Origin of the sequence: Streptomyces sp. V4I8 (genome assembly GCF_041261225.1) — a bacterium.
GTDB lineage: Bacteria > Actinomycetota > Actinomycetes > Streptomycetales > Streptomycetaceae > Streptomyces.
The window spans coordinates 5,704,803-5,720,338 of record NZ_JBGCCN010000001.1; the positions used below are offsets into that span (position 1 = coordinate 5,704,803).

At 69.5% G+C, this 15,536-nt stretch carries 12 protein-coding genes; 4 read left to right on the top strand and 8 right to left on the bottom strand.

All coding sequences use genetic code 11. The features are described 5' to 3' along the window. Positions 1 to 179: 179 nt before the first annotated feature. The gene (locus ABIE67_RS25990) at positions 180 to 854 is read right to left on the bottom strand and encodes a Crp/Fnr family transcriptional regulator (protein ID WP_030046018.1); all 675 of its coding nucleotides are present in this window, start codon (positions 852 to 854) and stop codon (positions 180 to 182) included. A 366-nt stretch (positions 855 to 1,220) separates the two neighbouring features. Here ABIE67_RS25990 and nth point away from each other — a divergent pair, with 366 nt between their 5' ends. The 3 genes from nth to ABIE67_RS26005 all read left to right on the top strand — a co-directional run bounded on the left by nth (position 1,221) and on the right by ABIE67_RS26005 (position 4,400). Next, the gene (nth, locus tag ABIE67_RS25995) at positions 1,221 to 2,252 is read left to right on the top strand and encodes an endonuclease III (RefSeq protein ID WP_370261898.1); all 1,032 of its coding nucleotides are present in this window, start codon (positions 1,221 to 1,223) and stop codon (positions 2,250 to 2,252) included. A gap of 156 nt (positions 2,253 to 2,408) precedes the next feature. Further along, the gene (locus tag ABIE67_RS26000) at positions 2,409 to 3,104 is read left to right on the top strand and encodes a CoA pyrophosphatase (RefSeq protein WP_370261903.1); all 696 of its coding nucleotides are present in this window, start codon (positions 2,409 to 2,411) and stop codon (positions 3,102 to 3,104) included. 96 nt (positions 3,105 to 3,200) lie between these two features. Next, positions 3,201 to 4,400: a MarP family serine protease gene (locus tag ABIE67_RS26005; RefSeq protein WP_370261908.1), complete on the top strand. Its 1,200-nt coding sequence runs from the start codon at positions 3,201 to 3,203 to the stop codon at positions 4,398 to 4,400. A gap of 13 nt (positions 4,401 to 4,413) precedes the next feature. Here ABIE67_RS26005 and ABIE67_RS26010 read toward each other — a convergent pair whose 3' ends face one another. The 6 genes from ABIE67_RS26010 to ABIE67_RS26035 form a co-directional block, all read right to left on the bottom strand. Next, positions 4,414 to 4,611, bottom strand: a complete 198-nt coding sequence (locus ABIE67_RS26010) for a hypothetical protein (protein ID WP_370261910.1) — start codon at positions 4,609 to 4,611, stop codon at positions 4,414 to 4,416. A gap of 127 nt (positions 4,612 to 4,738) precedes the next feature. Beyond that, positions 4,739 to 5,677, bottom strand: a complete 939-nt coding sequence (locus ABIE67_RS26015) for an alpha/beta fold hydrolase (RefSeq protein WP_370261912.1) — start codon at positions 5,675 to 5,677, stop codon at positions 4,739 to 4,741. Further along, complete coding sequence (locus ABIE67_RS26020; RefSeq protein ID WP_370261914.1) at positions 5,674 to 6,177, bottom strand: phage holin family protein; 504 nt, start codon at positions 6,175 to 6,177, stop codon at positions 5,674 to 5,676. The genes ABIE67_RS26015 and ABIE67_RS26020 overlap by 4 nt, the downstream gene beginning before the upstream one ends. A gap of 77 nt (positions 6,178 to 6,254) precedes the next feature. Then, complete coding sequence (nhaA, locus tag ABIE67_RS26025) at positions 6,255 to 7,694, bottom strand: Na+/H+ antiporter NhaA (protein ID WP_370261916.1); 1,440 nt, start codon at positions 7,692 to 7,694, stop codon at positions 6,255 to 6,257. Between the two features lie 241 nt (positions 7,695 to 7,935). Further along, positions 7,936 to 9,894: an acetate--CoA ligase gene (gene acs, locus ABIE67_RS26030; protein ID WP_370261920.1), complete on the bottom strand. Its 1,959-nt coding sequence runs from the start codon at positions 9,892 to 9,894 to the stop codon at positions 7,936 to 7,938. A 327-nt stretch (positions 9,895 to 10,221) separates the two neighbouring features. Further along, positions 10,222 to 12,804: a SulP family inorganic anion transporter gene (locus tag ABIE67_RS26035; protein WP_370261924.1), complete on the bottom strand. Its 2,583-nt coding sequence runs from the start codon at positions 12,802 to 12,804 to the stop codon at positions 10,222 to 10,224. A 373-nt stretch (positions 12,805 to 13,177) separates the two neighbouring features. Between ABIE67_RS26035 and ABIE67_RS26040 the strand changes: the two genes are divergently transcribed. After that, positions 13,178 to 14,449: a hypothetical protein gene (locus ABIE67_RS26040; protein WP_370268936.1), complete on the top strand. Its 1,272-nt coding sequence runs from the start codon at positions 13,178 to 13,180 to the stop codon at positions 14,447 to 14,449. Here the strand turns inward: ABIE67_RS26040 and ABIE67_RS26045 are convergent. After that, positions 14,439 to 15,449, bottom strand: a complete 1,011-nt coding sequence (locus tag ABIE67_RS26045; RefSeq protein WP_370261927.1) for an ATP-binding protein — start codon at positions 15,447 to 15,449, stop codon at positions 14,439 to 14,441. The two genes, ABIE67_RS26040 and ABIE67_RS26045, sit on opposite strands and share 11 nt — an antisense overlap. Between the last annotated feature and the right edge of the window lie 87 nt (positions 15,450 to 15,536).

Sequence of the window (15,536 nt, forward strand, 5' to 3'; positions counted from 1 at the left end):
TGGCTGGCGTACTGCCGGGAGGTGCCGTTTCTTGACACCGGACTCTGCGGGCGGACACCCCCCCGACGCGTCCCCTTGCCGCCGTACGCGGCTGTCGGGCCGTGGAGGCCGCGGCCTCTGGGCACATACGACGGGGCCCCTCCTCGTGGTGAGGTGGGGCCCCGTCGCTTGTGGCTGGGCTAGCGCGAGCGCTTGGCGAGGCGCTCCACGTCCAGCAGGATGACCGCGCGGGCCTCCAGGCGAAGCCATCCGCGCTGCGCGAAGTCGGCCAGCGCCTTGTTGACCGTCTCGCGCGACGCGCCGACCAGCTGTGCCAGCTCCTCCTGCGTCAGGTCGTGCACGACGTGGATGCCCTCTTCGGACTGCACGCCGAAGCGGCGGGAGAGGTCCAGGAGCGCGCGGGCCACGCGGCCGGGGACGTCCGAGAAGACGAGGTCGGACATGGCGTCGTTGGTGCGGCGCAGTCGGCGGGCGACGGCGCGCAGCAGTGCCGTGGCGACCTCGGGGCGCGCGTTCAGCCAGGGCTGGAGGTCGCCGTGGCCCAGGCCCAGCAGCTTGACCTCGGTCAGCGCGGTGGCCGTCGCCGTGCGCGGGCCCGGGTCGAAGAGGGACAGTTCGCCGATGAGCTCGCCGGGGCCGACCACGGCGAGCATGTTCTCGCGGCCGTCGGGGGACGTGCGGTGGAGCTTGACCTTGCCCTCGGTGACGACGTAAAGCCGGTCGCCCGGGTCGCCCTCGTGGAACAGGGAGTCGCCACGTGCGAGGGTCACCTCACTCATCGAGGCGCGCAGTTCCGCGGACTGCTCGTCGTCGAGAGCCGCGAAGAGCGGATTGCGCCGCAGAGGGTCGTCCACGAGTTCTCTCCTTGTCGACCTGCTCAGGGGATCTTTCCCCTGCGTACCAGGGGTCCGTGTTCCCCATTTTGCCGGACGGTCCAAACAGTGTGATCTGTCACAAGGATGCCGCACAGGTGTCCCGAGGTAAGCGGCAGGGGTCCAATTGGGGGCTGATCTTCAGGGGCCGGGGCGGATGTCGGTGCCGGGCTTTAGGCTGGCCGGGTGTCCAAATCGCCGGTGAGAGCACAGGCCAAGGGGGCTGGGCGGGTGGTTGTACGTCGCGATTCCGCTGTGGGCGAACAGGACCCCGGCGGCGGAAGGAAAACGGCAAAAGGGGCTAGTAAGGCTCCGGGTGGTGTGGTGGCAGGTGGCGAGAAAGCGGCGGTGAAGAAGTCGGCTGCGGTGAAGAAATCGGCGACCACTACGACGTCGGCGGCTGCCAAGAAGGCGACGGCCAAGAAGGCCGCCCCTGCGAAGCGCGCGGCGACCGCGAAGAAGGTGACCGCCAAGAAGGGGATCGCCAAGAAGGGGATCGCCAAGAAGGGGATCGGCAAGAAACCCGCCATCGCTCCCGAGGATGGCAGTGTCGCGGTCAAGGGCGCCTCTTCCGTCAGGACGGTCGCCGCGAAGCCCCCTGCGGCCGAGTCCCGTACCGCTCTCGTTCGTCGTGCGCGGCGTATTAACCGTGAGCTCGCCGAGGTCTACCCGTACGCCCACCCCGAACTGGACTTCGCCAACTCGTTCCAGCTCCTGGTCGCCACGGTTCTGTCCGCCCAGACCACCGACCTGCGCGTCAACCAGACGACGCCCGCGCTCTTCGCCAAGTACCCCACTCCCGAGGATCTGGCCGTCGCCAATCCGGAGGAGGTCGAGGAGATCCTCCGTCCGTGCGGGTTTTTCCGGGCCAAGACCAAGTCCGTCATGGGCCTGTCGAAAGCGCTGGTGGAGAACCATGGCGGGGAGGTCCCGGGGCGGCTCGAAGACCTGGTGAAGCTGCCCGGCGTCGGTCGCAAGACGGCCTTCGTGGTGCTCGGCAACGCCTTCGGGCGTCCAGGCATCACCGTGGACACGCACTTCCAGCGGCTCGTGCGGCGCTGGCAGTGGACCGAGCAGACGGACCCCGACAAGATCGAGGCGGAGATCGGCGCGCTGTTCCCCAAGAGCGAGTGGACGGACCTCTCGCACCATGTGATCTGGCACGGCCGCCGCATCTGCCACGCCCGCAAGCCCGCGTGCGGTGCCTGCCCCATAGCGCCGCTCTGTCCGGCCTACGGCGAGGGCGAGACGGACCCGGAGAAGGCGAAGAACCTTCTGAAGTACGAGAAGGGCGGCTTTCCGGGGCAGCGCCTCAATCCTCCGCAGTCCTATCTCGACGCCGGAGGCAAGCCGGCGCCGCCGTTGAGGGCGGCCGGGTGACTGGGCGAGGCGGAGGGTGCTGTGCGGGGTGTCGCCGTGTGGCTGTGGGGCCATGCCGGCTTGGGTCGTGCGTCGGTCTGCGTGCGGTCGTACGGGTCGGTCGGAACGATCTAGGTGCCGTCGGGCGTTGGACTCGGCAGGACGACGGGGGTGGCGATGACGCGGGCGAGTGACACGCAGGACGGGCCGGTGATGCTGAGCAAGGACGGGCTGCCGGACTGGCTGGACCCGGTGGTGCGGGTGGTCGAGACGGTCGAGCCGGTGCAGCTGAGCCGGTTCCTGCCGCCGGAGAACGGCGCGGGGCGGCAGTCCGCCGTACTGATTCTCTTCGGTGAGGGTGAGTGCGGGCCCGAGCTGCTGCTGATGGAGCGGGCCAGCTCGCTGCGTTCCCATGCCGGGCAGCCCTCGTTCCCGGGCGGTGCCCTCGACCCCGAGGACGGCGACCCGCAGGCCGACGGGCCGCTGCGGGCCGCACTCCGTGAAGCCGAGGAAGAGACCGGGCTCGACCCGAGCGGCGTTCAGCTCTTCGGCGTCCTGCCCCGGCTGTACATCCCGGTCAGCGGCTTCGTCGTCACGCCCGTGCTGGGCTGGTGGCGCGAGCCGAGCCCGGTCGACGTCGTCGATCCCAACGAGACGGCCCGCGTCTTCACCGTCCCCGTGGCGGATCTCACGAATCCGGACAACCGCGCCACGACCGTCCACCCCAGCGGCCACCGAGGCCCGGCATTTCTGGTCGAATCGGCCCTGGTGTGGGGCTTTACGGCGGGAATCATCGACCGCCTCCTCCATTTCTCGGGTTGGGAGCGGCCTTGGGACCGCCAGAAGCAGGTCCCGCTCGACTGGCGGTCATGACAGGGTGTCTGCCGTGCTGTGTTTTCCCGGGGGTCAACCCCCGGACGCCCGGCCGAGCTGGTGGGACCGGAGAGTGAAGAGGCGAGGCCTGAAGCGGTGAACGTGCTGGACATCCTGTTGCTGGTCGCCGCCGTGTGGTTCGCGATCGTGGGCTACCGCCAGGGCTTCGTCGTCGGCATCCTGTCGGTGATCGGCTTCCTCGGTGGCGGTCTCGTGGCCGTGTACCTCCTCCCGGTCATCTGGGACGCGCTGACCGACAACGCCGAGGTGAGCACGACCGCCGCCGTCGTCGCGGTCGTTGTCGTCATCGTCTGCGCCTCCGTCGGCCAGGCCCTGACCACCCACCTCGGCAACAAGCTGCGCCGGTACATCACCTGGTCCCCGGCCCGCGCCCTGGACGCCACCGGCGGCGCCCTCGTCAACGTCGTCGCGATGCTCCTCGTGGCCTGGCTGATCGGCTCCGCCCTCGCCGGGACGACGCTGCCGACGCTCGGCAAGGAGGTCCGTAACTCCAAGGTGTTGCTCGGCGTCTCGCGGGCGTTGCCCGACCAGGCCGACACCTGGTTCGCGGACTTCTCCTCCGTGCTGGCGCAGAACGGCTTCCCGCAGGTCTTCAGCCCGTTCTCGAACGAGCCGATCAACGAGGTCCAGCCGCCCGACCCCGCCCTGGCCAACAGCCCGGTCGCCACCCGAGCCCAGCGATCCATCGTCAAGGTGATGGGTACGGCGCCGAGTTGCGGCAAGGTCCTGGAGGGCACCGGCTTCGTCTTCGCCGAACGCCGCGTCATGACCAACGCGCATGTCGTCGGCGGCGTCGACGAACCCACCGTCCAGATCGGCGGCGAGGGCAAGAGGTACGACGCGACGGTCGTCCTCTATGACTGGGAGCGCGACATCGCCGTACTCGACGTGCCCGACCTGGACGCGCCCGCACTGCAGTTCACCGCCACCGACGCCGAGAGCGGCGACAGCGCGATCATCGCCGGCTTCCCGGAGAACGGGGCGTACGACGTGCGTGCCGCGCGCGTGCGCGGGCGCCTGCCGGCCAACGGCCCCGACATCTACCACCGGGGCACGGTGCGCCGTGATGTCTACTCGCTGTACGCGACCGTCCGCCAGGGCAACTCCGGCGGTCCGCTGCTCACGCCCCAGGGCAAGGTGTACGGCGTGGTCTTCGCCAAGTCCCTCGATGACGCCGAGACCGGTTACGCGCTCACCGCGGACGAGATCCAGGAGGACATCGTCAAGGGGCGTACCGCCAACCAGCAGGTGGACAGCGACAGCTGCGCGCTCTGACGGTCGGTCGAGGTCAGCCGCGCGGGTGGCGCAGGCGCACCGAGACCCAGCGGGCCCGGCGGCGCAGAATGCGCGGAATGCCCACCTTTAGGTCCGAGCCCGTTAGGTCCGAGCCCGGCATCTGCGAGGCGCTGCCTCGCTGGTGGGAGCTCAGCCCGCCGGCCGAGCGTCGATTGCGTGCTGCGTCACTGTAGTCGTGCGTCCAGCCCATACCCCGACGTCTGCCCCTGCCCCAAGGTCGATAACCGCCCCCACGGCCCCCAATTGGCCTATGCGCCGGGCAATTGGCTGTTCGTAGGACACCTGTTCAGTTCCGGATACCGGGCGCATCGGCGCGGTCACCGATCGGGTTCGGGATCTTTCAGCCAGTTGATCAGTTCGGTGGAGAAAGCGACCGGGTCTTCCTCGTGGGGGAAGTGGCCGAGTCCGTCGAACAGCCGCCAGCGGTACGGCGCTTCGACGTACTCGCCGGATCCGGCCGCGCTGCGGGTGCGCATCACGGGGTCGAGTGAGCCGTGCAGGTGGAGGGTTGGCACGCGCACCGGACGCTTCATGCGGCGGTTGAACTGGATGCCGTCGGGGCGGGCCAGCGAGCGCACCATCCAGCGGTACGGCTCGATGGAGCAGTGCGCCGTCGACGGGATGCAGATCGCACGGCGGTACATCTCCACCGCCTCGTCGTCGGGCAGGCGCGGACCCGACCAGTCCCGGACCAGCCGGGCGACCAGTGCCCCGTCGTCGGCGGTCAGCTGCCGCTCGGGGACCCAGGGCCGCTGAAACCCCCAGATGTAGGAACCCGCACTGGTCTGCTTGACGTCCGAGAGCATCGCCGAGCGCCAGCGCCGCGGGTGCGGCATGGACGCGACCGCGAGCCGGCGGACCAGCTTGGGGCGCATCACGGCCGCCGTCCACGCCAGGTATCCGCCCAGGTCGTGGCCGACCAGCGCGGCGTCGGGCTCGCCGAGTGAGCGGATCACGCCGGTGATGTCGAGGGCGAGGTTGGCCGGGTCGTAACCACGCGGGGTGCGGTCGCTGCCGCCGACGCCCCTGAGGTCCATCGCCACGGCCCGGAAGCCCGCGTCGGAGAGGGCGACGAGCTGGTGCCGCCAGGCCCACCAGAACTGGGGGAAGCCATGCAGGAGCAGCACCAGTGGGCCGTCGCCCATCTCCGCGATGTGGAAGCGCGCACCATTGGCGGCCACGTCCCTGTGTGTCCAGGGACCATCCAGTCGTACGATCGAGGCAGGTTGCGCCGAGGGGGTGGCGGGATCCGTCATGACGACGAGCGTGCCACAGCCTCGATGGCCGCGGGCGCCCGGTCCTCCAGCTCCGGTGTCGTCGCCGGGGCCGGACGCGGATGCGGCTTGGCCTTCTGCAGGACGCCCGCCGTCTCCTTCACCGAGGCGGCGACCTTCTGCGGGCCCTTGCTCTTCTTGGCCTTCTTGGCGAACGCGACCCCGATCAGCGCGAGGACGACGGCGACGAGGACATTCGCCGCGAACGACAGCAGGAAGCAGATCGCGAGGTTCCAGTCGCTCCAGGTCCGAATCCCGTACGCGAGGGCGAAGTTCAGCATCGGCAGGGAGAACACCAGCACCGCGCCGGCCACCGTGAACGCGCCGCCGCTCGTCGCGCCGCGCTTGACGTCCTGCTTGAGCTGAGCTTTCGCCAGCGCGATCTCGTCGTGCACCAGCGCCGACATCTCGGTCGTCGCCGTGGCGAACAGCTGGCCGATGCTGCGTTCGGCGCCGACCGGGCTGCCGTCGGGTGCGCTCATCGCGGTCTCCCTCGTAGATACGGTTCCGTCTTCTGCCTGACTGCGTACGGTTCCGTCTTTTGTACCGTCCCGTCAGATCATGCCCGACGATGCTCCTCCTCGCCTGCCCCGCCCGCCACTTCGGCAAGCGTGTGGCGTGCTGCGGCCTTCTCCTCGGCGATACGGCGGTGCTCGGCGGCCTTGCGGTCGTGGATGGCGGCCATCCGCAGGTGGTACTCCGGCTCGTCCTCTTCGTAGATGTCCGGAATGCCGTCGGCGTCCTCGTCGCGCTCCTCGTCCTCCCACAAGCGGCGGTACTTGGCGTTCCGTATCTTCAGCAGCACCGTCGCCAGGATCGCCGCGGTGAGCGAGCCCATGAGTACGGCCGCCTTGACCTCGTCGGTCAGCGCCGCGTCACCCACGAAGGCGAGCTCGCCGATGAGCAGCGAGACGGTGAAGCCGATGCCGGCGAGGGTCGCGACGGCGAACACGTCGGCCCACTCCAGGTCGTCGCTGAGCGAAGCCCTGGTGAAACGTGCCGTCAGCCAGGTGCCCCCGAAGATGCCGATCGTCTTGCCGACGACCAGCCCGAGGACGACACCGAGCGTCTCAGGCTGGGTGAAGACATCGCCGAGCGCGTCGCCGGAGACGGCCACGCCGGCGCTGAACAGCGCGAACAGCGGCACGGCCAGCCCTGCCGACAGGGGACGTACGAGATGCTCGATGCGCTCGCCGGGCGAGTGCTCCTCGCCCTCGCGCCGGGTGCAGCGCAGCATCAGACCCATCGCCACGCCCGCGATGGTGGCGTGGACGCCGCTGTTGTACATCAGCCCCCAGATGACGAGGGCGAGCGGGACGTAGACGTACCACCCGCGTACGCCCTTCCTGAGCAGCAGCCAGAAGACGGCCAGCCCGGCCACGGCACCGCCGAGCGCGGCGAAGTTGATCTGCTCGGTGAAGAAGATCGCGATGATCAGGATCGCGAAGAGGTCGTCGACGACGGCGAGGGTGAGCAGGAAGGCGCGCAGCGCGCTCGGCAGGGAGGTGCCGATGACGGCGAGCACGGCGAGCGCGAAGGCGATGTCCGTGGCGGTCGGGACCGCCCAGCCCGCCGACGAGCCGTGCCCGGTGACATTGGTCAGCGTGTAGACGAGCGCGGGCACCGCCATCCCGCACAGCGCGGCGACGACCGGCAGTACGGCCGCCTTGGGATCCTTGAGATCGCCGGCCACCAGCTCACGCTTGAGCTCGATGCCGGCGACGAAGAAGAAGATCGCGAGGAGCCCGTCGGCGGCCCAGTGCTCGACGGACAGACTCAGCCCGAGGGCCTCGGGGCCGAGGTGGTATTGGCCGACGCTTTCGTAGCTGTCGTGCAGCGCGGGGACGTTCGCCCAGACCAGCGCGGTGATCGCGGCCACGAGCAGCAGCACCCCGCCGACGGTCTCGGTACGCAGCGCCTCCGCGACGAAGTTCCGCTCAGGGAGGGACAGCCGTCCGAAGACCTTGCGGACGGGGGCGGGGGTGCGAGGCGCGGCCACGGGGAGACCTCCGGTCGGTGGGCAGGACGGAACACATGCCGACCAGACTTCCCGGCGCACCTGAGGTTGAGACTGTTTTGGTTAGTTTACCTAAGGGTGCGCTGGAGTGCATCCGTCGATCTCCACGGTACGTACCGTACGGACGCGAAGGGCACCCGGCGCGCTTGTCGCCGGGTGCCCTCGGTGGACGTACTCAGTCGTCGGCCGTGCTCAGGTGTCAGCCGCGCTCAGCCGGCCGTACTCAGTCCTCGCTCGGCGCCGCCGGGAGCTTGGCCTGGATGAGGTCCATGACGGTCGAGTCGGTCAGCGTCGTCACATCACCGAGCTGGCGGTTCTCGGCGACGTCGCGCAGCAGCCGGCGCATGATCTTGCCGGAGCGGGTCTTGGGCAGCTCGGCCACCGGCAGGATCCGCTTCGGCTTGGCGATCGGGCCGAGGGTCGCGCCGACGTGGTTGCGCAGGTCGTTGACCAGGCCCTCGTCCTCGGCGTTCGCCGTACCGCGCAGGATCACGAAGGCGACGATGGCCTGTCCGGTCGTCTCGTCGGCGGCACCGACGACGGCCGCCTCGGCGACGGAGGGGTGGGAGACGAGGGCGGACTCGACCTCGGTGGTGGAGATGTTGTGGCCCGACACGAGCATGACGTCGTCGACGCGCCCGAGGAGCCAGATGTCGCCGTCGTCGTCCTTCTTCGCCCCGTCACCGGCGAAGTACTTGCCCTCGAAGCGCGACCAGTACGTGTCGAGGAACCGCTGGTCGTCGCCCCAGATCGTGCGCAGCATCGACGGCCACGGCTCGGTCAGGACCAGGTAGCCGCCACCGCCGTTGGGCACCTCGTTCGCCTCGTCGTCGACGACGGTCGCGGCGATGCCGGGCAGCGGCGTCTGCGCGGAACCGGGCTTGGTCGCGGTGACCCCCGGCAGCGGCGAGATCATCATCGCGCCGGTCTCGGTCTGCCACCAGGTGTCCACGATCGGCGTGATGTCCGCGCCGATGTGCTTGCGGTACCAGATCCACGCCTCGGGGTTGATCGGCTCACCCACGGAACCCAGCACGCGCAGGCTGCTGAGGTCGAACTTCGCGGGGATGTCGTCGCCCCACTTCATGAACGTACGGATGGCGGTCGGCGCCGTGTACAGGATGGTCACCCCGTACTTCTGCACGATCTCCCAGAAGCGGCCCTGGTGCGGCGTGTCCGGCGTCCCCTCGTACATGACCTGCGTCGCGCCGTTCGCCAGCGGCCCGTACACGATGTACGAGTGTCCGGTGACCCAGCCGACGTCGGCGGTGCACCAGTAGACATCCGTCTCCGGCTTGAGGTCGAAGACGGCGTGGTGGGTGTACGCGGTCTGGGTGAGGTAGCCGCCGGAGGTGTGCAGGATGCCCTTCGGCTTACCCGTCGTGCCGGACGTGTAGAGGATGAAGAGCGGCTGCTCGGCGTTGAAGGCCTCGGGGGTGTGCTCGGTGGACTGCCGCTCGACGATCTCGTGCCACCAGACGTCACGGCTGTCGTCCCAGGCGACGTCCTGGCCGGTGCGCCGTACGACGAGGACGTGCTCGACGTTGTCCACCTTGCCGATCGCCTCGTCGACGGCCGGCTTGAGCGCGGACGGCTTGCCGCGCCGGTAGCCGCCGTCGGAGGTGATGACGACCTTGGCGTCCGCGTCCTGGATCCGGGTGGCGAGGGCGTCCGCCGAGAAGCCGCCGAAGACGACGGAGTGCGCGGCGCCGATACGGGCGCAGGCCAGCATCGCGACCGCCGTCTCGGGGATCATCGGCATATAGACGGCGACCCGGTCGCCCTTCTGAACCCCCAGCTCCAGCAGGGCGTTGGCGGCCTTGGAGACCTCGTCCTTGAGCTCGGCGTAAGTGAGGGCGCGGCTGTCGCCGGGCTCGCCCTCGAAGTGGATGGCGACCCGGTCGCCGTGCCCGGCCTCCACATGCCGGTCCACGCAGTTGTACGCGACGTTGAGTTCGCCGTCCTTGAACCACTTCGCGAACGGCGGGTTCGACCAGTCCAGCGTCTCCGTCGGCTCCTTGGCCCAGGTCAGCCGACGGGCCTGCTCGGCCCAGAAGCCGAGCCTGTCAGCCTTGGCCTGCTCATACGCCTCCGCCGTGACGTTGGCGTCGGAGGCCAGGTCGGCGGGGGGTGCGAACCTGCGCTCTTCCTTCAGCAGGTTGGCCAGGCTTTCGTTGCTCACGACATCTCCCTTTCCCAGGGTGTCCGTTGTGTCCCAGGCCACAGCTCATCAGACCCGGGGGCCCGATGACAAGGGTCGACGAAAATTGGTTTAGACCTGTCGGCGAGGGGTGGGCTCGGTGGTGTTCTCGGCGCCGGGGTCATCCGTTCCCACGGACGCCGCACGGACGCGGTTCAGGTCTGTAATCCCTTTCACACTCCGGCCCGTGCCAGGTGAGACGCGGCCCCCCGGAAATGCGGTCCACATGGGAACGCGGCTCCGGTGGGGCGCGGCTCCCATGTGAAGCGCGGCCCCGCGCCGAACGGGGCCGCGTTCATCCTCCCCGCATCATGCCGACAGGTCCGCCACTCCCACGTGATCGAACACGTCGTCGTCCCCACTCTCCTCGGTGAGCAGATACGCCTGCGCCTCGCCCACGTGGAAGTACATCCCGTGCAGCTCCAGCGCCCCCTCCCGCAGGGCCCGGCCCACGGACTCGTGGGCGCGCAGATGTTCCAGCTGCTGGACCACATTGGTCAGGCAGAGCTGCTCGACCGTGTCGGCCGGTGCGCGCCCGGCGAGCCTGGCCCACGGCCGGCTCTCGTCGGACATCCGCTCCAGGCTCGGCTGCCCGTGACGCAGCCACCTCCTGAGCGGGGTCTGCGTGTCGTCCGGCTCGGAGCTGAGCAGTGCCTGCATGGCCCCGCATCCGGAGTGCCCGCACACCGTGATGGACCGCACCTCCAGGACGTCCACCGCGTACTCGATCGCGGCCGCCACCGAGTCGTCCCCGCTCTCCTGGCCGGGCAGCGGAACGAGGTTGCCCACGTTGCGCACCACGAACAGGTCGCCGGGACCACTGGAGGTGATCATCGACGTGACCAGGCGGGAGTCCGCGCAGGTGAGGAACAGCTGGGCAGGCTGCTGCCCCTCACGCGCCAGCCGCGCCAGCTCACCCCGCACCAGGGGTGCGGTGTTGCGCTGGAACGCGCTGATGCCCCGGGCCAGTTGATGGGCGCTCGGCCGGCTCCCGTCAGTGCCGGCGGTCCCGTCGGCAGAGTTCTCGCCGAGCCGGCCGGGCCCGGTGGGACCTTCGGTACCGCTGGTTCCGCCAGAGCCGCCGGCCGTGTCGAGCTCACCGGTGCCGTCGGAAGCGTCGGCGGCGCAAGGGGCGTCGGCCCTGTGAGCCCTGTCGGCCGTGTCGGTGGCGTCGGAGCTGGTCGCGTGCGTTGCCCCGGGGCGACCGTCGCCGGATGCGACGGACTCCGGGATCTCGCACTGGTGATTGCGCCAAGCCGTCCAGGGGTGGCAACGGCAGTCGGCCGCATCGGCCGTGACCGTCCCCCCGTCGAGATGGAGGCCGACCGGCCCTGTCGGCTCGCCGATCCGGACCCCGGACCTGCGGCCGATCAGCTCGACGGTGCCGCCGTGGGCGGTCTGCGTGTTCTGCCAGTCCTGCAGTGACTCGTACGCCGCGTGGTCCATGAACGACCCGTCCAACTCCACGACGGCGTGGGCGCCTTGGGGTACGAGATGCAGGGCCCGGCTGAGCCGCGGCACTGCGAGGAACGTCAACTGGCCTCGTACACGTACGTGATGGACTCCCTCCTTCTCGTCATGCGTGATCCGGGTGCGGGTGAGGCGGTGCAGGGCGACGGCGACGGCCATGGCGATCCCCAGCGTCACGCCCTCCAGGACGCCGAAGAACACCACGCCGAGGGTGGTGATGGCGTACACCAGCACTTCTCGGTGGCGGGTCACCGTGCGGATGTGGTGCAGGGACACCATCTGGATGCCGACGGCCATCACCAGGGCGGCGAGCGAGGCGAGCGGGATGAGCTCCAGGATCGGGACCATCAGCAGCGCGGCGACTACTACGAGAACGCCGTGCAGCATCGTGGAGTTCCGGCTCACGGCACCGGCTTGCACATTCGCGGAACTGCGTACGGCCACCCCGGCGACGGGCAGCCCGCCGAGCATGCCGGAGACGACATTGGCGGCGCCCTGTCCGAGCAGCTCACGGTCCAGGTCGGAGCGTCCGACGCGGGCGGAGAGCTCTGGTCGGGTGGCGACGAGCTTGTCCACGGCGACCGCGCCGAGCAGCGACTGCACGCTGCACACCAGCGTGATGGTCAGCACGGCGGCGACGAGGCCGAGCGCCGGGCCTTCGGGAAACGCGACCAGTGCGTGGCTGCTCCACGACGGCAGGTCGACCTTGGGCAGGCTGAGTCCGGTGAGCGACGCGGTCGTAGTGGCTCCGGCGACGGCGACGAGTGGGGCCGGCGCCTTGCGCAGGAGTCGGCCGGTGCGGCCGGGCAGCCGGGGCCAGAGCAGCAGCAGGGTCAGGGTCAGCGCGCTCACCGACAGCGCGGCCGAGTGGACACCGGCCAACTGGGCGGGCAGTCCGCGCATGTTGTCGAGGACCGAGCTGTGCGGGGTGCCGCCGAGGACGATGTGCAGCTGGGCCACGGCGATGGTGACGCCGATGCCGGCGAGCATGCCGTGCACGATGGCGGGGCTGACGGCGAGCGCGCCGCGTGCCACGCGCACGAGGCCGAGGCCGAGCTGGGCGAGGCCCGCGAGGACGGTGATGGCGCAGGTCGTACGCCATCCGTATTGCTGGATGAGTTCGGCGGTGACGACCGTGAGGCCGGCGGCGGGGCCGCTGACCTGGAGCGGGGTGCCGCCGAGGTAGCCGACGACGAGTCCTCCGACGGCGGCCGCGACGAGGCCGGCCTGGAGGGGTGCGCCGGTGGCGAGGGCGATGCCCAGGGACAGGGGGAGTGCGATCAGGAAGACCGCGATCGAGGCCGACAGGTCGGCGCCCTCGATGCGGGGTCGGCGGGGCCGGGTCGGCGGTGGGCTGTGGGGTTCGTGGATGCGCTTCTCTCGACTCGGTTCGTCGGCTCGGGTGGGAACGAAGGCTGACATGGTTTCCCGTCTCCTCCGGGGCAGCGCGGTCGCGGATCTGGTGGTCCCCCGCTTCTCGGGCGAGGGGTCGGGTCGCGGCCGTGTGGGCACGGCATGCAGCGGCGGGATGCATCAACAGTCGGTAAACAGACCGTAATGCAGAGTAAAGGGACGGAATAGTTTTTCCGAGCAAATGGACTAATAAATCCCCCCGAAGAGTGAAGTAGCCGATTAGTCGGCTTGTCGTACTAATTCCTTCTGGGTCCCATGCGACCTTGGCGGCGCTGTCGGCACCCGAGAGAAGGAAGAAGGTGGACGGAACATGGCCGCCACCCGCAGGAACGCCGCCCCCCGCAGGATCGCCGCGACGCACAGGGCCGCCGCGACGCGGCGGATCGCACCGGCGCACAGGATCGCTGCGGGCACCGCGGTCGCCGTGGTCTGTGCCGCACCGCTCGCCGGTTGCTCGACCGGCACCGATGCCCGGGAGGGGGTGCCCGGACCACAGAAGGCGAAGCCGGCGGCACCCGCGCCGCAGAGCGTGGTGCGTCTGATCGGCGACGGGTCCACCGCGTACACCGGAGCACAGCCGCATCTGCCCAGACCCGAGCGGTTGCAGCCCGGTCAGAAGCCGCCGCAGTTCGTGGTGTTCTCCTGGGACGGTGCCGGCGAGGACAGCCAGAAGCTGTTCTCCCACTTCCGCGCGGTCGCCAAGGCGAACAACGCGACGATGACGTACTTCCTCAGCGGCGTGTACATGCTGCCGAGCCACAAACGCGATCTGTACCGGCCGCCCCAGCACTCACCGGGCCGCTCCGACATCGGCTTCAACGACGAGGAGGGCATCGCCGACACCGTGAAGCAGCTACGCCTCGCGTGGCTCGAAGGCAACGAGATCGGCACCCACTTCAACGGTCACTTCTGCGGCAGCGGCGGCGGAGTCGGCGAATGGTCGGTGGAGGAATGGAAGGACGAGATCACCCAGGCGAAGAAGTTCGTGAAGTCCTGGAAGACCACCACCGGCATGACGAGGGCGGCCCCCCTGCCCTTCGACTACGACAAGGAGCTCATCGGCGCCCGAACGCCCTGTCTGGAAGGCCGGAAGAACTTCCTCAAGGCCGCGGGTGAGCTGGGCTTCCGCTATGACTCCAGCGGCGTCAACAATCAGGTCTGGCCCACGAAGAAGGCGGGCCTCTGGGACCTGTCGATGCAGCTCGTGCCCTTCCCCGGGCACTCCTACGAGCAGCTCACCATGGACTACAACTTCATGGTCAACCAGTCGGGCACCACGACGCAGGGCGATCCCGCCAAGCATGACTTCTGGGGCGACCAGATGCGGGACGGCCTGCTCAAGGGCTTCTACCGGGCCTACGACGGCAACCGTGCGCCCCTGATCATCGGCAACCACTTCGAGTCCTGGAACGGCGGCACCTATATGCGTGCTGTCGAGGACGTCGTCGAGGCCGTGTGCAACAAGCCGGACGTGCGCTGCGTCTCCTTCCGCCAGCTCGCCGACTGGCTGGACGCCCAGGACCCGGCGACCTTGAAGAAGCTGCGCACTCTGGAGGTTGGCGAGGCCCCGAAGCAGGGCTGGGCGTCCTTCCTGTCGGCTCCCCCCGCCCCGGCCCCGAAGGGAGTGCCCGGGGCGCCGGCGGTCAAGCCGTAGGAGTCAGACGGCAGTTGTCCTCAGGCAGGGCCAGGGCGCTCTCACCGAGTACGAACCCGGGGTCGATCTGCGCCGCCAGGTCGGCCCCGGTGCGCTCGTTTCCCCAGGACTGGGCGTTCTTCAGATGGAAGTGCACCATCTGGCGGGTGTAACGCTCCCAGTCCCGCAGCTCGTAGGTCGCGTCCACGGCCGTGCGCAGCCGGCGCAGGGCGAGCTGGTTCGCCTCCTCCAGGAACTCGAACCGGGGCGGTCGGCCCTTTTCCATGGAGCGCACCCAGTCCGAGTGCCCGACGGTGACCAGCAGGTCGTCCCCGACCTCGGCGCGGAGGAAGTCGAGGTCGTCCTGGCCCTGCACCTTGTTGCCGACGACCTTCAGGATGACGCCGAAGTCCCGGGCGTACTCCTTGTACTGGCGATAGACGGAGACCCCCTTCCGGGTCGGCTCGGCGACGAGGAACGTGATGTCGAAGCGGGTGAACATGCCGGAGGCGAAGGAGTCGGACCCCGCCGTCATGTCGACGACGATGTACTCCTCGGAGCCGTCCACCAGGTGGTTCAGGAACAGCTCCACCGCCCCCGTCTTGGAGTGGTAGCAGGCGACCCCCAGATCGGAGTCCGTGAAGGGGCCGGTGACCATCAAACGGACGGCGCCGCCGTCGAGTTCCACCGGCCGGGCGCAGGCGTCGTACACCGGATTGTTCTCCCGGACCCGCAGCAGCCGCGACCCCTCCCCGGGCGGCGTCGTCTTGATCATCGTCCGAGTGGAGTCGATGCGCGGATTGGAGCCACGCAGGTAGTCCTTGATGAGCGACAGCCGCTCGCCCATCGCGGGCAGCGCGGCGGCCTCCGCGTCGTCGAGGCCGAGTGCGGCTCCCAGGTGCTGGTTGATGTCGGCGTCGACGGCGACGACGGGCACCCCGGCGGCGGCCAGGTGGCGGATGAACAGGGAGGACAGGGTCGTCTTGCCGCTGCCGCCCTTCCCGACGAAAGCAATTTTCATGTTCACCAAGGGTAGTCTCGCGATAGCTGTATGTGGCAGGCGTGCGTGAAGAAGGCCACTCGATCGTGGGGTGGGGGCCCGGGGTGC